General features: G+C 65.7%; 15 protein-coding genes. 2 read left to right on the top strand and 13 right to left on the bottom strand.

Annotated elements, in window-relative coordinates; all coding sequences use genetic code 11:
* Positions 1-4: 4 nt before the first annotated feature.
* Positions 5-1,372 (bottom strand): MmgE/PrpD family protein, encoded by a 1,368-nt coding sequence (locus tag CIT37_RS00075; RefSeq protein WP_028139535.1) that lies wholly within the window; start codon positions 1,370-1,372, stop codon positions 5-7.
* Between the two features lie 118 nt (positions 1,373-1,490).
* Here CIT37_RS00075 and CIT37_RS00070 point away from each other — a divergent pair, with 118 nt between their 5' ends.
* Both CIT37_RS00070 and CIT37_RS00065 read left to right on the top strand, forming a co-directional pair.
* Positions 1,491-2,606 (top strand): FUSC family protein, encoded by a 1,116-nt coding sequence (locus CIT37_RS00070; protein WP_028139536.1) that lies wholly within the window; start codon positions 1,491-1,493, stop codon positions 2,604-2,606.
* 306 nt (positions 2,607-2,912) lie between these two features.
* Complete coding sequence (locus CIT37_RS00065; protein WP_028139537.1) at positions 2,913-3,407, top strand: septal ring lytic transglycosylase RlpA family protein; 495 nt, start codon at positions 2,913-2,915, stop codon at positions 3,405-3,407.
* 36 nt (positions 3,408-3,443) lie between these two features.
* On the opposite strand, the gene CIT37_RS00060 is transcribed toward CIT37_RS00065, so the two are convergent.
* The 12 genes from CIT37_RS00060 to dnaA form a co-directional block, all read right to left on the bottom strand.
* The gene (locus CIT37_RS00060; protein ID WP_028139538.1) at positions 3,444-3,932 is read right to left on the bottom strand and encodes a DUF2867 domain-containing protein; all 489 of its coding nucleotides are present in this window, start codon (positions 3,930-3,932) and stop codon (positions 3,444-3,446) included.
* On the bottom strand, positions 3,929-5,323 hold the full coding sequence (locus CIT37_RS00055) for an MATE family efflux transporter (RefSeq protein ID WP_095424959.1): 1,395 nt from the start codon (positions 5,321-5,323) through the stop codon (positions 3,929-3,931). Before CIT37_RS00055 ends, CIT37_RS00060 begins: the two co-directional genes overlap by 4 nt.
* A gap of 230 nt (positions 5,324-5,553) precedes the next feature.
* Positions 5,554-6,849 carry a UDP-N-acetylglucosamine 1-carboxyvinyltransferase gene (gene murA, locus CIT37_RS00050; RefSeq protein WP_028139540.1) on the bottom strand — a complete coding sequence of 432 codons (1,296 nt, stop codon included), beginning with the start codon at positions 6,847-6,849 and terminating at the stop codon, positions 5,554-5,556.
* A 140-nt stretch (positions 6,850-6,989) separates the two neighbouring features.
* Complete coding sequence (yidI, locus tag CIT37_RS00045; RefSeq protein ID WP_028139541.1) at positions 6,990-7,457, bottom strand: inner membrane protein YidI; 468 nt, start codon at positions 7,455-7,457, stop codon at positions 6,990-6,992.
* A 196-nt stretch (positions 7,458-7,653) separates the two neighbouring features.
* The gene (gyrB, locus tag CIT37_RS00040; RefSeq protein WP_028139542.1) at positions 7,654-10,089 is read right to left on the bottom strand and encodes a DNA topoisomerase (ATP-hydrolyzing) subunit B; all 2,436 of its coding nucleotides are present in this window, start codon (positions 10,087-10,089) and stop codon (positions 7,654-7,656) included.
* A gap of 283 nt (positions 10,090-10,372) precedes the next feature.
* On the bottom strand, positions 10,373-11,116 hold the full coding sequence (locus tag CIT37_RS00035; RefSeq protein ID WP_038949413.1) for a hypothetical protein: 744 nt from the start codon (positions 11,114-11,116) through the stop codon (positions 10,373-10,375).
* A 30-nt stretch (positions 11,117-11,146) separates the two neighbouring features.
* A complete protein-coding gene (locus CIT37_RS00030; RefSeq protein ID WP_095424958.1) occupies positions 11,147-13,303 on the bottom strand; it encodes a hypothetical protein in 2,157 nt (718 codons plus the stop codon).
* Positions 13,304-13,460: 157 nt separating this feature from the next.
* Positions 13,461-14,204, bottom strand: a complete 744-nt coding sequence (locus tag CIT37_RS00025; protein WP_028139545.1) for a hypothetical protein — start codon at positions 14,202-14,204, stop codon at positions 13,461-13,463.
* Positions 14,205-14,323: 119 nt separating this feature from the next.
* Complete coding sequence (gene recF, locus CIT37_RS00020) at positions 14,324-15,460, bottom strand: DNA replication/repair protein RecF (protein WP_028139546.1); 1,137 nt, start codon at positions 15,458-15,460, stop codon at positions 14,324-14,326.
* Positions 15,461-15,544: 84 nt separating this feature from the next.
* Positions 15,545-15,910, bottom strand: a complete 366-nt coding sequence (locus CIT37_RS00015) for an endonuclease domain-containing protein (RefSeq protein WP_028139547.1) — start codon at positions 15,908-15,910, stop codon at positions 15,545-15,547.
* A gap of 210 nt (positions 15,911-16,120) precedes the next feature.
* Positions 16,121-17,239 (bottom strand): DNA polymerase III subunit beta, encoded by a 1,119-nt coding sequence (dnaN, locus tag CIT37_RS00010; protein WP_018319464.1) that lies wholly within the window; start codon positions 17,237-17,239, stop codon positions 16,121-16,123.
* 260 nt (positions 17,240-17,499) lie between these two features.
* Complete coding sequence (gene dnaA / locus CIT37_RS00005; RefSeq protein ID WP_028139548.1) at positions 17,500-18,909, bottom strand: chromosomal replication initiator protein DnaA; 1,410 nt, start codon at positions 18,907-18,909, stop codon at positions 17,500-17,502.

Here is an 18,909-nt window from a genome sequence, read left to right as displayed (position 1 = left end):
GCTGTTATCGCCCCAGCTCCGTCGCCTTGGCCACACGGTCGAAACGCTCCAGCGTCATGATCGCATCCGCGAATTTTTCCGCGCGCGCGTTGAGCACGGGGCGCGCGAGCGTCAGGAATTTCTGCTGCATCGCCTGCGCGTCCGGGAACGAATTCGGCTCGCCGGACGGATCCGCATAGAGCCGCTCATGCACGCCATCGTCCGTCGTGATGCTGACGCGGGCGCCGAACGGATGGGTGCGGCCGATCTCGAGCCGGTCGTCCTGCACCACGTCGAACTTGTCGGCGAGCGCGTCGATGGCGGCGTCGCCAAGGCGGCCATAATCGTCCCAGCCGAACGAACCCTGGTCGAGCGCGAGCGCGCCGGTGAAGAACATCGAGAACTGGCCGCCGACGATCGAGGTTGGGTGGCGCTTGGTGGCGGCATCGCCGGTCAGTGTGATGCCATTGCGATGCAGGCCGATCTCGACGCGCTTGACCTGGTCTGGCGTCAGATTGTGCTCGCGCCGCATCGCGATCAGCGCGTCGATCGCGGCATGGGTGTAGCGGCAGCTCGGATACGGTTTGACGCCGATCTTCATGGTCTCGTAGGTCTTGCCGAGCTCGGCGACCGCCTTGTCCGGATGCGCATCGTCGGTGTAGCCGGCGAGCAGGCCGTGCTTGCCCTCTACCGATTCGGTCGCGCCGACGAAATCGTTGCGCGCCAGCGTCGCGGCGATCACGCCATTCATCGCGGCGGCGCCGACCTGGTAGCGCTTGTTCCAGGCGCCGTTGACCAGGAATTGCAGCGAGCCGGCGGCCTGGCTGCCGGAGACACCGAAGGCGGCGATGAGCTGCTGCTCGGAGAGGCCGAACAGTTTTCCGGCCGCCGCGGCCGCACCATAGGTGCCGGCGGTCGCGGTCGGGTGGAAGCCGCGCGCATAATGCGAGGTCGGATCGAGCGCGTTGCCGAGCCGGCAGCAGACCTCATAACCCGCGACGATCGCGGTCAGCACGTCGCGGCCCGAAGCGCCGACCATCTCGCCGATGGCGAAGGCAGCCGGAACGACCGGCGCGCTCGGATGCAGCGAGGAATCGGCGTGGGTGTCGTCGAAATCGAGGGAATGGCCGAGCGCGCCGTTGAGCAGGGCCGCGATCGCGGGCGTCCAGGTCTTGGAGTCGCCGAACACGGTGGATTCGCCCTTGGTGTCGAGCGCCAGCGCCTCCAGCATTTTCAGCATCGACGGGGTCGATTCCGCCTCGCGCCTGGCCCGGATCGCGCTGCCGAGGAAGTCCAGCGTCAGTACCTTGGCGCGATCCAGCACCTCGGCCGGAATATCCTGGTATTCCAGGTTGAAGACGTAGGCGGCGAGCGTTGCGGTTTCGTGGGCCATCGTGTTTCCTCGTTTTGGCGCGCAAGTTAGGCGGGCTGATTTGGCCTTTCAAGCGGCCTTGGGGCCGCGGGCATCAGCCATGCTTTTGCTTGGCCTGAGAAGATTGGGACGTCTGACCATGGCATTCGCAGGACAGGTGTGGGAGCGGATCAGGTCGCGGCGGACGCAACTGGGATTGGCGATCAGGGTCACGGTCGCCGCGACCGCGGCCTATGCGCTCGCCACCGCGCTGCATCTGCTATTGCCGCTCTGGGCGGTGCTGACCTCACTGATCGTGACCCAGATGAGCGTCGGCCGCTCGCTGAAGGCGACGCGCGACTACATGCTCGGCACCATCGGCGGTGCCATCTATGGCGGCGCCATCGCGATCCTGATTCCTTATTCCAGCGAAGCGGGCCTGCTGGGTCTCCTGGTGCTGTCGGTCGCGCCGCTCGCCTTCATCGCCGCGATCAATCCGAGCCTCAGCGCCGCCACCGTGACCGCCGTGATCGTGCTCCTGGTTCCGACCATGCATCATTCCGATCCCATGACGTCGGCGATCGACCGTGTCAGCGAGGTCGCGGTCGGCGCCATCACGGGATTGCTGGTCTCGTTCCTGGTGCTGCCCTCGCGCGCGGTACGGCAGATCCGTGCCAGCGCCGCGATCCTGCTCGAGCTGATCGCCGATGCCTTCACCGAGCTGCTCGCGGGCCTCACCCGCGGCCGCGACAACGACGCGCTGCACCGGATCCAGGACGGGATCGGCACCGCGATGGTTGGTCTCAATGCCATCGGCACTGAAGCCGAGCGCGAGCGCGCGGCGCGGCTGTCGAGCGGTCCGGACACCGGGCCGCTGCTGCGAACGGTCCTGCGATTGCGTCATGACGTCGTGATGATTGGCCGCGCCACCGTGGTGCCGTTGCCGATCGAGGTGCAGACGCGGCTCGCAGCACCCCTGACGGAAGTCTCGACCGTGATCGCGCGCTTCCTGCGGTCGGCCGCAGCGGCCTTGCGCGAAGGAGCCGGCGCGCCGCCGATCCATCCGGTCCACGTCGCGCTTCAGCACTACGCCGAAGCGGTTGCCGCCGTGCGCCACGACGGCCTGATCCGCGGCCATGCCAGCGACACTGCCGAGCGCTTCTTCGCACTCGGTTTCTCACTTGAGCAGATGCATCAGAATCTGTGCGACCTCGACCGCGTCGTCGGCGAATGGTCGGAGGTCTCGGACGACAGGACCGCGCGCGTTGCGGAGTGAGTTCGGCGTGTCCTCGTAAACGTCGGCTTTCGACAGCAATGCGCACGTCGCGCGGCTTGGCTGATCGGCTGCCTGAGACGCTGCACGCGCCAGGTTCCATCGGGTCATGCTGCTGACGCAATCTCTGTCTTAGTCAGTGTGAAGCTAAAACACTACGTGAGGACCACTCCGGTTCCCACGACGGTTCCGTAGCCAGGGGTTGGCTCGAATCCGCAAAACGATTGGCGCAAGTTCATGAACGCTTCTGCGTTCGCTTGACCACGTTTGCGGTTCTGGAACCGGACAATCTAAAAAATCACAGGACTTATGATGCTATTCCGCTCGAGCGTCGCAATTTGCGGCGCCCTGGTTGCGCTCGCCTTCTCTGTTGCCGTTGCTCGAAGTGAAACACGTGGGGATCACTCAAGTGACGTCGTCGATGCCGCCTCCGGCGATGCGATCGTTGGCGCGGCGTCCACGTACAATCCGTTCAAGCCCGGCAAGGAGGAGGGCGGTCCGAAGACAGCCACCGGCGAGCGTTATGATCCCTCTGCCTGGACGGCTGCCATCAAGACGAGCTTGCGTCGCAAATTCGGCGGGGTTCAATTTGGCGCGAGGCCGAAATATGCCCTCGTCGAAGCCGTGGGCAAGAAGGTCATCGTCAAGATAAATGACGTGGGGCCACTGAGACCTGGCCGCATCATTGACCTCAATGAGCGGACGATGCGCCATTTCGATCCAAGCATGGACCTCGGGGTCATTCCCGATGTGAGAGTTAGTCCGCTTGCAGGGGACAATTGGACCCCGGGGCCGGTGGGCTGAACGCGGGCGGTGTTCGTCAATGTCGGCCCGGACGGTTCATCGCGCCGGCTCCATGATCCCTGTCATCATGCTGCGAACCACGAGCTTGTGGAAGGGCATGATGAGCGTGAGGTAGGTCCGGCCAAGCAGATTGTGTGTCCGCACCAGCGTGGTCGATGTGACCTGTCGGCCCGCGGCGTCGCCGGCTACGTCGACGACGATGCGGAAGTCGAGATGATAATCGTCGAAACCCGCGACCAGCCGCTCCGGCGTTTCGTCGACCACCGGAAAGAGGCCGATCAATCCGTGCGGCGCCGGTGCGCCTTCGCCCGACGTCTTCAGCCCGAACGGCGTCACAAGAATGTTGCGCAGGCGCAGCAGCACGTCGATCCAGCGCGGCCCGTGCAGCACCATCCGGGTGCAGGCCTCGCGGGCATTCACCGTCGCTGCGCCGATCTCGACGCGAAACGCGTCGACGAATTGCGCGCCTGCCAGCAGCGTGTTGGCATCGACCTCAGGCGTGACTTCGCGGACGGCTCCGTTCATCCCGCCAGTCTGCGCGTCAGCATCCGGAAGCGCAAGATCAAGAGCCCGGCATAGACGAATGTCCCGAGCGAAAATCCGACCCAGACACCGACCGCGCCGAGCCCCGCGTTGAAGGCCAGCACCCAGGCGATGGGAAAGGCGATTCCCCAATAGCCGATTGCCGCGAACAGCAGTGTCATTCTCGTATCGTTGATGCCGCGTAGCGCGCCACCCATGATGGTCTGCAGACCATCGGCGATGAAGAAGGTGGCGCCGACCAGCAGCAGCGTCGCGGTCAGCTCGATGGTGGCCGCGCTCGCCTCACCGCTGCCGAAGAACAGCCGGCCCAACTGGTAGCGGCCGAGGATGATGGCGATCGTCAGGGCGGAGACCAACGCCATGCCGAGCAAGGCGGCGACGAGCCCGGCGCGCTTCACCGCCGCCGGCTCGCCGCGGCCGAAGGCGTGGCCGACCCGCACGGTGGCCGCCATGCCGATGCCGAGCGGCACCATGAACAGCACGGCGGTGATCTGCAGCGCGATCTGATGCGCGGCAATCGCGGCGGTCGAGATCAACCCCATCAGCAGCGCTGCCGAGGAGAACAGGCCATATTCCAGCAGCAGCGAAAACGAGATCGGTGCGCCGATCGCGATCAGCTGACGCATCAGCGGCCAATCGATCCGCCACAGGCGGGCAAGCGGGCGGTAGTCCGAAAACGGCTTGTGCAGCCCTGCGATCGCGAGCACGGCGACGAACGTGCCGAGGTTGACGATCGTGGTCGCAAGTCCGGCGCCGAACAGGCCGAGCTCCGGCAGGCCGAACAGGCCGTGGATCAGCGCATAGACCAGCGCGGCATTGACCGGGATCGCCGCGAGCGTGATCCAGAGCGGCGGCTGCGGCCGGTTCACCGCGCTCATCATGCTGCGCAACGCGATGAAGCCGAGCGCCGGCGCGATGCCCCAGGCCAGGCCGTTGAGATAGCGCTGGGCCAGCGCGGCCGACTGCGGCGCCTGTCCGAGCGCGAGCAGGATCCGCTCGCCATAGAGCGGCGAGGCCATCATCGGCAGCGAGATCAGCAGCGCGACCCACAGGCCGACGCGCAAGGAGCGGCGGATCAGCCTGACATCTCCGGCGCCAAACGCCTGCGCCGCCAGCGGCGACACCGCAGCCATCAATCCGAGCCCGAAGGTGAAGCTAACGAAATAGACGGTGTGCGCCAGCGCCGCCGCGGCCACCGCATCCTCGCCAAGCCGCCCGATCAGCGCGAGATCGGTCGTGATCATCGCGATCTGCCCGAGCTGCGTCAGCATCATCGGCACGGCCAGCCGCAGCGTCTCGACGAACTCTTCGGCGAGATGGTTCTGCGGCACGCCGGCTTGCGGCTGCGAATGATGTTGGACGGTGTCGAGCATGGCGGCTCATTAGCACGGCCGCGCGACGAAAACATGGCCCGTGAGCGAGATGAGTGAGGGGCTCTATCCGCTAGCTCGGAATCGTAGGGTGGGCAAAGGCGCATTAGCGCCGTGCCCACGACCTATCAAATATTGCAACGGAAGCCGTGGGCACGCTTCGCTTTGCCCACCCTACGATACTGGGCGCTTCGCATCACCTTCTGCCACAAGGCAGAAGGAAGAAAGCAACCTCAGCCCTTCCGCTCCGGCACGCGCTTGATCTTTGCGCCCAGCGCGTTCAGCCGTTCCTCGATGCGCTCGTAGCCGCGCTCGATCTGGTCGGCGTTGTTGATGGTAGAGGTGCCCTGGGCGCACACGGCGGCCAGCAGCATCGCCATGCCGGCGCGGATGTCGGGTGAGGTCATGGTCGCGCCGTGCAGGCGGCTGGGCCCTGCGATGATGGCGCGGTGCGGGTCGCACAGCACGATGCGCGCGCCCATCGCGATCAGCTTGTCGACGAAGAACATCCTGGATTCGAACATCTTCTCGAACATCAGGATCACGCCCTCGCATTGCGTGGCGGTGACGATCGCGATCGACATCAGGTCGGCCGGAAAGGCCGGCCAGGGCTGGTCCTCCAGCTTCGGCACGTGGCCGCCGAAATCGTCCTGGATCTTCAGTGTCTGGTTCGACGGCACGATCAGGTCGTCGCCCTCGACCCGGCAGACGATGCCGAGCCGCTCGAAACCCATGCGGATCGAGCGCAGATGCTCGACGCCGGCGCGCGTGATGCGAAGCGGCGAGCGCGTCACGGCGGCAAGCCCGATCAGCGAGCCGACCTCGATATGGTCGGGCTGGATCCGATAGGTCGCTTCTCCCAGCGTTGCCGGCCCATGAATGATCATGGTGTTGGTGCCGATGCCCTCGATCTTCGCGCCAAGCGCGACCAGGAAATTGGCGAGGTCCTGCACATGGGGCTCGGAGGCCGCGTTGCGCAAATGGGTGACGCCGTCGGCGGCGACCGCCGCCACCAGCGCGTTCTCCGTCGCGGTGACGCTCGGCTCGTCCAGGAACACGTCCGCGCCGGCAAGCTTGGGCGCGCGGAATTCGAGCCGGTCGGTCGCGGTGACCTTGGCGCCCAACTGCTCCAGCGCCAGCACATGGGTGTCCAGCCGGCGGCGGCCGATGACGTCGCCGCCGGGCGGCGGCAGCATCACCTCGCCGCAGCGCGCGAGCAGGGGGCCGGCGAGCAGGATCGAGGCGCGGATGCGCACGCAGAGCTCAGGGTCGAGATCGGCGGCGCGGATGCTCTTGGCATGGATGTGAAGCGTGTTGCGCCCGGTCCATTCCGCCGCCGCGCCGACCGAGCGGATCAGTTCGACCAGCGTCTCGGTGTCGCGGATCCGCGGCACGTTCTCCAGCGTCACCGGATGCTCGGTGAGCAGGGCGGCGGCGATGATCGGCAGCGCTGAATTCTTGTTGCCGGATGGCTCGATCGAGCCCGAGAGCCGGTGACCGCCCTCGACGATATATTGGATGGGCGCCACGTCGGTTTTCTCCGTCCTGTTGCGTTGGGGCGGGCTGCTTCGGGAGCGGAAACTACCGAGAATTGAGCAGGGTAGCAATTCTGCACTTGTCGCGGCGGAAGGCCGCGCGTTGGCCTGAATGGGCCCGCCGTATCCGGCGTTTAGAACAAGCCGATGATATTGGCCACCACATAAAGGATGACGATCAGCATCAGCACGCCCATCGCCAGGAAGGAGATTTCGACGGCAATGGCGCCGGCCCCAAGTGCGGCCGCGACGCCTGCCAGGAGCCTCTCTTCGCGAAACACGAGGGCGAGGACCGAGAGCAGGATGGCAAGCAGACCGAGTGAGATCGCCGCGATCGAGGACGCCTCCCTCAATTGGCTCCCGGTCGACTTCTCCCGCGGCGGGGCCTGGTACTCGACGCCCTTGACGCGCGCGATCAGGCGATCCTTCAGGCGATGGCCGGTGTCGACAATCACCTTGTCCGCCGGCGGTGGCGGGTAAATCGCAGGTATGACCCAATGCGGCAATACGGCCGCGATCAGCGCCAGCACGCCGATGATGCTGCCGATCACCCCGAGGCGGCGGGAGGGGAGGGCGGAACTGGTTGTTGCAGAGGCGGTCATGGCACGACACTTCCCGGCCGGAACCGGCCAACGGGATCATGCCACTTCGTCGCGACGGCGGGTGGTGAGGTTCAGGGTGCTGGGATTAGTCTAGCCGTCATGCCCGGGCTTGTCCGGGGCATCCACATTCTTTGGCGGGGTAAGACGTGGATGGCCGGGACAAGCCCGGCCACGACGCTGTGGAAGCAGCGAGCCCTCAGATGTCGATCGTCGCGCTCAGCGAATGTTCCTGGATGAAGTCGCGGCGCGGCTCGACCACGTCGCCCATCAGCTTGGTGAAGATGTCGTCGGCCTCGTCGACCTCCTTGACCTTCACCTGCAGTAGCGAGCGCACGTCGGTGTCGAGCGTCGTCTCCCAGAGCTGCTCCGGGTTCATCTCGCCGAGACCTTTGTAGCGCTGCAGTGAGATGCCCTTGCGGCCGGCCTCGGTCACCGCCTCGAACAGGTCGACCGGGCCATGGACCATGTGCTCGGTATCCTTGCGCCGCAGCTTGCCGGAGCGGGCGTAGACGTCCTGTAGCTTCGTTGTGTACTCGTCGAGCTTGCGGGCTTCGGCCGACCCCAGGAACGCATCGTCGATCACAGCGGCTTCCTTGACGCCGCGCACGGTGCGCTCGAACTGGAAGCCCTGGCCTTCCACATATTGCCCGATCCAGCCGCGCTCGACCTCTTCGGCCTGATTGTCCAGCCGGCTCGCGATGTATTGTGCGGCGGCCGCAGCGTTCTCGGGATTGCCGTAGATCGACTTGTTCAGCACGCCGGTGATGGCGGCCTGCTCGATCACCTTGCGGTTATAGCGGCTGTGCAGATTGCGCAGGATGCTGCGGACCACGCGGGCGTCGTCGACCAGCGCGCGCAGATCGCGGCCGGACCGGTCGCCGCCGGTGCCGGGGATGTACACGCAGTCGTCGAGGCCGGCGTCGATCAGATAGTCCTCCAGCGCCCTCTCGTCCTTCAGATACTGCTCGGACTTGCCGCGTGAGACCTTATAGAGCGGCGGCTGGGCGATATAGAGATAGCCGCCGTCGATGATGTCGCGCATCTGCCGGTAGAAGAAGGTCAGCAGCAGCGTGCGGATGTGGGCGCCGTCGACGTCGGCGTCCGTCATCACGATGATCTTGTGATAGCGCAGCTTCTCGATCGAGAACTCGTCGCTGATGCCGGTGCCGAGCGCGGTGATCAGCGTGCCGATCTGTTCCGACGACAGCATCTTGTCGGGGCGTACGCGTTCGACGTTGAGGATCTTGCCGCGCAGCGGCAGCACCGCCTGGAATTCGCGGTTGCGGCCCTGCTTGGCGCTGCCGCCTGCCGAGTCACCCTCGACGATGAAGAGTTCGGATTTGGCCGGATCCTTCTCCTGGCAGTCGGCGAGCTTGCCGGGCAGCGAGGAGACCGAGAGCGGGCTCTTGCGCGTCAATTCGCGCGCCTTTCGCGCAGCCTCACGCGCGGCGGCGGCCTGGATCACCTTGCCGACGATCATCTTGGCTTCGCTCGGATGCTCCTCGAACCAGGCCTGGAGCGCCTCGTTGAGCACGTTCTCGACCACGGGGCGCACTTCCGAGGACACCAGCTTGTCCTTGGTCTGCGACGAAAATTTCGGATCGGGCACCTTCACCGACAGCACGGCGGTGAGGCCTTCGCGGCAATCGTCGCCGGTCAGCGCGATCTTTTCCTTTTTCGCATTGGCCTCGGCATAGCCGTTGACCTGGCGCGTCAGCGCGCCGCGGAAGCCGGCGAGATGGGTGCCGCCGTCCCGCTGCGGGATGTTGTTGGTGAAGCACAGCACGTTCTCGTGGTAGCTGTCGTTCCACCACAAGGCCGCCTCGACGCCAATGCCGTTGGCTTCCGCGCGCACCATGATCGGCGCAGGCACGATCGCCTTCTTGTTGCGGTCGAGATATTTGACGAATTCCTCGACGCCGCCGGAATAGTGCATCTCCTCGCGCTTCTCCACTGCGTGACGCATGTCGGAGAGGGCGATGTTGACGCCGGAATTGAGAAAGGCGAGCTCGCGCAGCCGATGCTCGAGCGTGGCGAAATCATATTCGATGTTCTTGAAGGTCTCGCCCGAAGCGAGGAACGTCACTTCGGTGCCGCGTTTGCCCGGCGCGTCGCCGACCACCACCAGCGGTGCGACGGCATCGCCATGGGCGAACTCGATGTAGTGCTCCTTGTTGTCGCGCCAGATTCGCAAGCCAAGCTTGCTCGACAGCGCGTTGACGACGGAGACGCCGACACCGTGCAGGCCGCCGGAGACCTTGTAGGAGTTCTGGTCGAACTTTCCGCCGGCGTGCAGCTGGGTCATGATGACCTCGGCCGCCGAGATTCCTTCGCCCTTGTGGATGTCGACGGGAATGCCGCGGCCGTCGTCGCGCACGGTGACGGAATTGTCGGCATTGAGCACGACGTCGACGCGCGTGGCGTGGCCCGCCAGCGCTTCGTCGATCGCGTTGTCGACGACTTCGTAGACCATGTGGTGCAGGCCCGAGCCGTCGTCGGTGTCGCCGATATACATGCCCGGGCGCTTGCGAACGGCATCGAGACCCTTGAGCACGCGGATCGATTCCGCGCCGTAATCGCTCGGATTGGAGGGCTCGTTTTCGGCAGGTGTCTGCCGAGCAGGTTCTGTCATGAGAGGCCTTCGAGATGTCGCCCGAATCAGCCGCGCAAAAGGCGCTGATTTGCGAGCTATTTGTGCCATGAAAGAGAGATTGCGCCTAGCGCAAAGTATCTTCCGGCAACCCTTTGACTAAATGGGGTTTTTGGGCCGGTTTTCAAGGTGTTCGAAGGCCGATTCTGGGGCTCGCGAAAAGCCCGATTCGAGACCCCCTTTTTAGCCTTCAAAGGCGTGGATTTTGCGGGGTCGCAGCGACCTGTTCCGACGTGCTGTGGCGCCCGGGAACAGGTCTGTGGGGTCAGTAGATCTGATCCGGCTTCCTGTCGTCGTCACCCAACTGGAGGGACCAGGTCTCGCCTGCGGCCACGGTGATGGTATCGGTGCGCAACGTATGGCCCGACACGACCAGCTGGTAGGAATACGTGCCGGGCGGCAGATCCAGCGTTTGTGGGTGATTTTCGCCGCCCGCGATCTTGATGGTCTGATCGTTGATCGCGAGCGAAGCCACGCCGGGCGCAAGATAGCCGAAGATCAGCAGCGCTCGTCCTGGCATCGGCAGGAAATTGGCCTTGGCCACGGCCTCCGTATTCCGCTGCACCAGCTCGACAATGGTCTCGTCCTTCGCACGGCCAAGTTTCAATGTTGCCGGGCCCTTCGGGGAGACGAAGGCGAGCTTAGCGTGATCGGCGGCAACCACAGTGCCGTCAGGCTTTTCCTCCCAGCCGCGCTTTGCGAGCTCCGTGCGGTAGAAGGCGAGCACAGCAGTGAGCGGGGCCTGCACATGGGCTTCGAGTCCGACCCGCAGCGGGATTTCGATGCCGGTCGCATGGGTGGTGTTGGAGCTGGAGGAGCTGTGTTGCTTCGGCACTGGCATGTCGGCGTCGGGATCCGCCGGCGTGAGTGCAGCCGAAGTGTGCGGTGATAGATGCGGTATCCATCCGCCGGCATTTGCGGCGATCAGGCCGCCCGCGAGGAGGGCGAGACCGCACAGCGGCAGCAACCAGCGTGCCGGACCTCTCATCACAGGCTTTATTGTCGTCATGTTCGTTCCCGGCATCAGGGGCCCGGTAGATCAGTACATCTGCAGCGGCAGCACGTCGCCGCTCGGCCCCACCAGGAGGCCCCAGGCGTCGCCGGCGGCGACGGTGAGGGTCTCGGTGTGGGCCGGGCGCCCGGGCATGCGCAGGGCGTACTGGTAGGTGCCCGGCAGCAGGTCGAGCATCGGGCCTTTCGGCGATTGCGGACCGCCGGCGCCGGCCGCGATCTTCACCGTCTGCTTGTTGATTGTCAGCGAGGCTTCCTTCGTCCCGATATTGCCGAGCATCAGCCTGGCCTGGCCGGGCTTCGGCATGATGTCGGCCTTCACAGCGGCATCCGGATTCTTCTGCGCCAGGCTGACCGTGGTCTCGCCTTTGGCGCGGCCGAGCTTGAGCACGGCCGGGCCTTGCGGCGAGGTGAAGTCGATCTGTGCGCGTTCGGCGGACACGGTCGCGCCGTCGGCCTTTTCCTGCCAGCCGAGCTTGGAAAGCTCGGCCCGGTAGAAGGCCAGGACATCGCCGAGCGGGGCCGCGATGCTGGCTGCCAGCTCGCGGCGGAACGGCATCTCGCTTCCCGGCATTTTGGTGGTGGCGAGCGAGGTCGACGACCGCTGCGTCGGCACGGGGAGCTGGGATTCAGGGTCGGGCTTGAGCGGCTCGGAGGATTTGGCCTGCACTTCGGCGGCGGCCGTCGGCTTCGCGGCGGCCATCACCAGCCCCGATCCGTCGGCGCGGACATTCACCTTCGGGCCCATCTGCATCACGGTCATAGAGATCGACTTGCCGCTCTTGGAGAATTCCATCATCGCCATGTTGGGCTGGTTGATGACGGAGGGTTGCTCTTTCCAGCCGGCGGGCTTGAGTGACGCGCGATAGAACGCGGTGAGCGCCTTGACGCTCGAGGTGGAGGAGAATTCGAGATGGCCGTCATTGCCTTCGAACTTCACGCCCTCGGCGGTCTCGGGCAGCGGCACCGGCGTCTTGCTGTCGGCGAGCGCATTCAGCGGCGTATCCGACAGGGCGGCCGCCTGCGTCTTGCGCCTGGCCTCATCGGCGGCAATGAGCTGCTGAGCCGCCCCCAAAGCATCGCCGAGGAACCTTGCGTCCGCCTCCTTCTTCGCCTTGGCGCGGGCCGCAAGTGCGGAGTCCTTCACCTGCGCGGTCAGACTGATCATCGTGAAATCATATTTGCGGCCGAGCCGCAGCACGCCGGTTTCCTCCGCCGATGAGACATTGATCGCGATCTCGTCGCCGGGCGCGAGCGGCGCGTTGCCGTCTTCCCGCCAGCCGCGCGCGGCGAGCTCGCGGTGATAGAAGGCGAGCACGGCGGGCAGCTCGGCCATCGCGGCGGCCGACATCTCGCGCTTGTTGGAGCTCGCGCTGCCAAGACCCCTTGCAGATTTGGTCAGCTTCGGCCGCGGCAGGCCGGCCATGTCATCGTCGGCCTCGAGCTCCTGGGGCAGCGCGAACGGCGCCACCCGGATGTCGACATTGGTGCGGCCGTCGTCGCGTCGTGTCAGGGTCAGCATCACTGGCTTCTGGTAGATGTGCGTCGCGTCGCGATCGGGGTGATCGTAAAAGACGCGCACGCCGTTCGGGACGGTCCCGTCAAGATCGGCGTTCGGCCAGCGCGAGGACGTTTCAGGCGTGAGCTTGCGCCAGCCGATCGCCGCCATTTCCTTCGCAAAGAACTCCGAGGTCGCATCGAACGCGCCGGGCGCGATGCAGCCGAGATAGGGTCGGGTCTCGTCGAACGCGAGATCGGTCGCGCCGTCCGGGAACGGCACGTTCGCATAGATCCGGTTCGGCGTGTAGAACACGGCGGATTGGTCGGAGCGCCCGCGCGCCTGTGTGAAGGAGACGCGCAGCCCCAGCCGACCCTTCTTGAAGGTCAGCGCGGCACTCTTCTCGTCCAGCGGATACACATAGGGCACCCAGCCGTCGGCCCTCAGCAGCTTCTTCGTGGCGTCCGACGTGGCGGCAAGCGCGGTCGGCACAGTGTAGATGACGCGATAGGTGTCGGGGTGCGAAGTATCCTCCACCGCGCCGTCCAGCCGCGGCAGCGTATGGACGTCGACGAAGCTTTCGTCTGCCGCGTCCGCGGGATACGACGTGCTCGCCATCGCGAGAACGCCGCAGGCAAGCAGCAGCCATCTTGCCGGGACTTGCGCCCCAAGCGGGATCATCGGCATCGTCAAACTCCTGGGTGTTGCGCGGGCCGTCGCCCTGCGCATGGGCAGACTGCGACACCTCGGCGCGCGGCCTCAGACGAGAAGTCGCGATGGGAACCGGAGAGGTTCAACGGACGGCGTACGAGCGGCGTCACGGGCCTGATCAGGCAGGCATGGCTCAATACAGCTGGAGCGGCGGCCAGGCGTCGCCGTCGCGCCCGATCGTGAGCTCCCAGGTATCGCCGGCGGTAAGGGTGAGGACGTTCGTGGTGGCTGAATGGTCCGGTACGGTCAGTTCGTAGGAATACTTGCCGGGCGCCAGATCCAGCGACACGGCATTGGCGCCGGCGGCGCGTTTGACGGTTCGTGCGTTGATCGTGAGCGCCGCGTCCCTCCCGCTGATATTGCTGAACACCAGCTTGGCCTGGCCGGGTTCGGGCATGATATTGGCCCGAATCGCCGCATCGGCGTTCTTCTGCACGAGATGGATCGAGGTGCTGCTGTCCTTGCGGGCGAGCTGGAGTGCGGCCGGCCCCAGCGGGGAGGCGAAAGCGAGCTGGGCGTGATCGGTTGCGATCACCGCGCCATCAGGCTGTTCCTGCCAGCCAAGCTTTCCGAGCTCCGTGCGATAGAAGCTGAGGACGTCGCCGAGCTCTGCGGGCACGGTGGTTTCGAGCCTGGTGCGGAGCGGGGCTTCGACGCCGGGCATCACCGTGGTGTGGGTGCCTCGATAGAGGTAGCGGGTCGGCGCGGGCAGCCGCGCATCGGGATCCGGCGCGAGCGCGACTGAGAACAGTGGCGACAAATTCGATACCCAGGCGCCGGCGCTTGCGGCGAGCAGGCAGCTCGCGAACAGAGCGAGGCCGCACGCAAGAAGTTGCCATCGCGCAGGAGCTCTTGCCCCGTGCCTTACCGTCGTCATGCCTACGCTCCAAGCATCGCGCGTGTGGGAAATACCGCGCGATTGCACAACGGCGGCACCGTCGGCGCCGCTTCAGACAGCTAGTCGCTGATGGAACAGAGCGGGTTCAACCCGGAGGCCTAGCGTCGCGACGAGACCTGTCCGCTCTCGACGTCGAAGACTTCGCCTCCAGCGCCGATCTCGGCGAAGGCGGCCGGATCCGCGCCGGTCAGCCACACCTGCGCGCCGAGTTTGCGCAGCTCGTCGAACAGCGCGGCGCGGCGGTTCGGATCGAGATGGGCGACGACCTCATCGAGCAGCAGCAGCGGCACGATGCCGGTCATCTCGGCGACCAGACTCGCATGCGCGAGCACGAGGCCGATCAGCAGCGCCTTCTGCTCGCCCGTGGACGCATCACGCGCGGGCATGCTTTTCGGCGCATAGATCACCTGCAGATCGGTGAGATGCGGGCCGTCGGTGGTGCGGCCGGCGATGGCATCGCGCGGCCGGTTGTCGCGCAGGATCTGGCGGTAGCGGTCCTCGACCGACGTCGCCGTCTCGGTCAGCAGCGCGTTCTCCATCCAGCCGTCGAGCGCGATCTGCGCCGAGGGAAAGGCGGAGGCCTGCGCGCGTGCATTCAGCATGCCGGTGAGCCTTGCCGCGGTCTGGCCGCGCGTTGCCGCGACCGCGACCGCAAGCTCCGCGGTTTCGCGCTCGATCGCGTCGCACCAATGGTCGTCGTAATTGCGAGTTTCGAGCAGGCGGTTGCGCGAGCGCAGCGACCGTTCCAGCGCGTTGATGCGGCTGGAATGCTCGTTGTCGATCGCCAGCACCAGGCGGTCGAAGAAGCGCCGCCGTTCCGAGCCTGCGCCCATGAACAGCCCGTCCATGGCCGGCGTCAGCCACACCATGCGGATATGGTCGCCGAAGGCCGTCGCGGACCCCACCGGCTCGCGGTCGATGCGGCAGCGCCGGCTTACGGCGGCGTCAGAGCGCGGTGCATCAATGCCAGTGCCGAGCGTGGCCAGCCCCAGCGCGCCCTCGACCTGCGCGGAGACGGCCCAGGATCCGTCGCCCTGGTTGTCGGCGACGTCTTCCAGCGTCGCCCGCCGCAAGCCCCGGCCCGGCGACAGAAACGAGATCGCCTCGATGCAATTGGTCTTGCCCGCCCCGTTCGGCCCGACCAGCGCCACCATGTCAGCCGCCGTCTCGAGCCCCGCCGCCCGATAATTGCGAAAATGCGTCAGCGTCAGGCGATGAATGCGGGAGGGGGTCATCAGTTATTCGTTCTGGCGCGATTCTTCCCCCCCTTGTGGGAGAGGGTGGCGCCTCACGCAGTGAGGCGACGGGTGAGGGGTATCTTACCGCCCGGCAAGCTTTGCAAGGATATCCTCCAATACAGAAGCGGGCTGCTGTAGCACGTCGTTGTTCCAGTAGCGCAATGTCCAAAACCCTTCGGCAGCAAGCGTCGCCTCACGCGTCGCGTCTCGCTGCGATTCCGAGTGTTGGCTTCCGTCGATCTCGATCACGAGGCGCTTCTCGAAGCAGACGAAATCGAGAATGTAGTTTTTGAACGGTACCTGTCGGCGAAACTTGAAAGTGGAGAGCCGACGATCCCTCAGCAAGCGCCACATTGCGGTTTCAGCATCGGTTGGTTCGTGCCGCATGTTCTTCGCGAATTGGCGGAGACGCTTGGCGACTGGCCGATGGGATGGCTCCTGCGGCACGAACCCCTCACCCGACTGAGTGTGTATCCGCCAGCGGAGATGCCCTCTCCCACAAGGGGAGAGGGCACAACAATGTGCGTCGCGCTTGTGGCGACAGGGAAGGCTGTAGCTTCACCCTCTCCCCTTGTGGGAGAGGGTGGCTTCGCGCAGCGAATCCGGGCGAGGGGTTGTCTCCGCGTACAAGGTATCCCGAGAGGAGGAGCACGTCCCTCACACCCGCATCGGCATCAGCACGTACAATGCGCTTTTGTCGTCGCGGTCTTGGACCAGGGTGGGCGAGCCCGGATCGGCAAGCCTGAGCGTTGCGACGTCGCCTTCGATCTGGGCTGCGATGTCGAGCAAATAGCGGGAGTTGAAGCCGATATCGAGGGCGTCGGAGGCGTATTCGACCTCGAGCTCTTCGGTCGCGCTGCCGGAATCCGGATTGGTCACCGACAGCACCAGCTTGCCCGGCGACAGCGACAGCTTCACCGCCCGGCCGCGCTCGCTGGAGATCGTCGAGACGCGGTCGACCGCGTTCTCAAAGTCCTTCTTGTCGACGACGAGCTCTTTGTCGTTGCCCTGCGGGATGACGCGGCCGTAGTCGGGGAAGGTGCCGTCGATCAGTTTCGAGGTCAGCACGACGTTCCCGATCGTAAAGCGGATTTTTGCCTGCGACAGCTCGATCGTCATCTCGGCGTCGGTATCCTCGATCAGGCGCTGCACCTCGCCGACGGTCTTGCGCGGCACGATCACGCCGGGCATGCCCTCGGCGCCCTTCGGCTGCACCAAATCGAGCTGGGCGAGGCGGTGGCCATCGGTGGCGACGCCGCGTAAGGTAGCGGCCTTGGGCGTGCCGGCGGCGTGCAGGTAGATGCCGTTGAGATAATAGCGGGTCTCCTCGGTGGAGATCGCGAACTGGGTGCGGTCGATCAGCCGCTTGACGTCCTTGGCGGCGAGCGAGAAGGAGTGCGACATGTCGCCGGCGGCCAGATCCGGGAAATCATTCTCCGGCAGGGTCTGCAGCGTGAAGCGCGAGCGGCCGGCGCGGATCGCCAGCACCGCGCGGTCGCCGTCGGCTTCCAGCACGATCTGCGAGCCGTCGGGCAGCTTGCGCACGATGTCGTAGAACATGTGCGCTGGCACGGTGGTGGAGCCCGCGGTCGCGGTTTCCGCCGGCAGCGTCTCCGTCACCTCGAGATCGAGGTCGGTCGCCTTCAGCGACAATTTGGCGTTTTCGGCCCGGACCAGCACGTTGCCGAGGATCGGAATCGTGTTGCGGCGCTCGACCACGCGGTGGACGTGGCCCAGTGACTTCAGGAGTTGCGCGCGTTCGACCGTAACCTTCATTGCACTACTCGCCCGATCCCCAAAATGAAGACGCCGGGCGGTCGAAAAGCCCCGCCGCGGCACCGATGACCCCGGCAGGTCAGGGCCATCCAACCGATATGACCAAAGCCGCCAGGGTCGCGCAAGGTGGCTCGGATGGCCCCCGGATTCAAGGGATCGGGGGCCAGTTCCGCACGATTCCCACGATTTACCGCCCAAATGAAAACCGCCGCCCAGGCATGGCCGGGGCGGCGGGAGAATGGCAGGAGTGCCTTAGGCGTTTATTCCTGAAGCTGGCGCTTCAGCGACTCCACTTCCTCGGACAGCGCGGTGTCCTTGGAGACCAGGGCCTCGATCTTGCGCACGGCGTGCAGCACCGTGGTGTGGTCGCGCCCGCCGAAGCGGCGGCCGATCTCGGGGAGTGAGCGCAGGGTCAGCGTCTTGGCGAGATACATCGCCACCTGGCGCGGGCGCACCACGTTGGCGGTGCGGCGCGAGGAGAGCAGGTCGGAGCGGCTGACATTATACTGCCGCGCCACCACGCGCTGGATGTCCTCGATCTTGATCCGCTTGGGCTCCTGCGGCCGGACCAGGTCGCGCACCTCGTGCTCCGCCATCTCCAGCGTCACCGGCCGGTTGTTGAGCTTCGAGTGCGCCAGCAGGCGGTTGATCGCGCCTTCGAGGTCGCGGCCGTTATGGGTGATGGTGCGCGCCAGATAATGCAGCACCTCCTCCGGTACCTCGAAGGTCGCATGATGGGCGCGGGCCGCGGCGACGCGCGACTTGAGGATGCCGTGACGCAGCTCTTCGCCGAGCGAGCCCATCTCGACCACGAGGCCGCCGGCGAGCCGCGAGCGGACGCGGTCATCGAGGCTTTCGAGATCGGACGGCGGCCGGTCGGCGGCGATCACGACCTGGCGGCCGGCATCGATCAGCGCGTTCAGCGTGTGACAGAACTCGGCCTGGGTCGACTTGCCCTGCAGGAACTGCAGATCGTCGATCACCAGCACGTCGATGCCGCGTAGCGCTTCCTTGAAGGCCAGCGCCGTCTGCGTCTTCAGCGCGGCGACGAAGCCGTACATGAATTTCTCTGCCGTCAGGTACAGCACCTTGCGCTCGTTACCGGAATTGCCGGCCCAGGTCACCGCTTGGAGCAGATGCGTCTTGCCGAGGCCGACGCCGGCATGGATGTAGAGCGGGTTGAACATCACGGGGTCGCCGCGGCGACCTTCGGCGACCTGACGCGCGGCTGCATGCGCCAGCGTGTTGGAACGGCCGACGACGAAGCTCGCGAAAGTCAGGCGCGGATCGAGCGGCGAGCCGCCGAGCGCATCGTGATTGGCCGACACCGGCGCGGTCGCGGTCGAGCGCAGCTCCGGTGTGGGCGTGCGTCGCGTCTCGACCGGCGCGGGGGCTTCCTTCGGCTGTATCACCGGGCGCACGGCCGAACGCACCGTGAGGTCGATGCGATGCACTTCGGGCATCTCGGCCTGCCAGCACGACAACACGCGCTCGGCATAATGAGCCTGAATCCAGCTCTTCAGGAACCGGGTCGGCACCGAGAGGCGCACGCTCTCGTCCTGCACGCCTTCCAGATCCATGCGCGCAAACCAGCTCGTGTAAACGTCTTCGCCGACGGTCGAGCGCAGCCGACCCTTCACGCGTGACCAGCGATCCTGTTCCATTGTCAT

The organism is Bradyrhizobium ottawaense, from assembly GCF_002278135.3.
Classification (GTDB): Bacteria; Pseudomonadota; Alphaproteobacteria; order Rhizobiales; family Xanthobacteraceae; genus Bradyrhizobium; species Bradyrhizobium ottawaense.
This window is presented reverse-complemented; position numbering and strand designations above follow the sequence as displayed.

Excerpts from the sequence above, each read along its gene's own strand:
- CIT37_RS00075 (WP_028139535.1), bottom strand. The coding sequence starts at position 1,372 with ATGGCCCACGAAACCGCAACGCTCGCCGCCTACGTCTTCAACCTGGAA.
- CIT37_RS00070 (WP_028139536.1), top strand. The coding sequence starts at position 1,491 with ATGGCATTCGCAGGACAGGTGTGGGAGCGGATCAGGTCGCGGCGGACG.
- CIT37_RS00065 (WP_028139537.1), top strand. The coding sequence starts at position 2,913 with ATGATGCTATTCCGCTCGAGCGTCGCAATTTGCGGCGCCCTGGTTGCG.
- CIT37_RS00060 (WP_028139538.1), bottom strand. The coding sequence starts at position 3,932 with ATGAACGGAGCCGTCCGCGAAGTCACGCCTGAGGTCGATGCCAACACG.
- CIT37_RS00055 (WP_095424959.1), bottom strand. The coding sequence starts at position 5,323 with ATGCTCGACACCGTCCAACATCATTCGCAGCCGCAAGCCGGCGTGCCG.
- yidI (WP_028139541.1), bottom strand. The coding sequence starts at position 7,457 with ATGACCGCCTCTGCAACAACCAGTTCCGCCCTCCCCTCCCGCCGCCTC.
- gyrB (WP_028139542.1), bottom strand. The coding sequence starts at position 10,089 with ATGACAGAACCTGCTCGGCAGACACCTGCCGAAAACGAGCCCTCCAAT.
- CIT37_RS00035 (WP_038949413.1), bottom strand. The coding sequence starts at position 11,116 with ATGACGACAATAAAGCCTGTGATGAGAGGTCCGGCACGCTGGTTGCTG.
- CIT37_RS00030 (WP_095424958.1), bottom strand. The coding sequence starts at position 13,303 with ATGCCGATGATCCCGCTTGGGGCGCAAGTCCCGGCAAGATGGCTGCTG.
- CIT37_RS00025 (WP_028139545.1), bottom strand. The coding sequence starts at position 14,204 with ATGACGACGGTAAGGCACGGGGCAAGAGCTCCTGCGCGATGGCAACTT.
- recF (WP_028139546.1), bottom strand. The coding sequence starts at position 15,460 with ATGACCCCCTCCCGCATTCATCGCCTGACGCTGACGCATTTTCGCAAT.
- dnaN (WP_018319464.1), bottom strand. The coding sequence starts at position 17,239 with ATGAAGGTTACGGTCGAACGCGCGCAACTCCTGAAGTCACTGGGCCAC.
- dnaA (WP_028139548.1), bottom strand. The coding sequence starts at position 18,909 with ATGACAATGGAACAGGATCGCTGGTCACGCGTGAAGGGTCGGCTGCGC.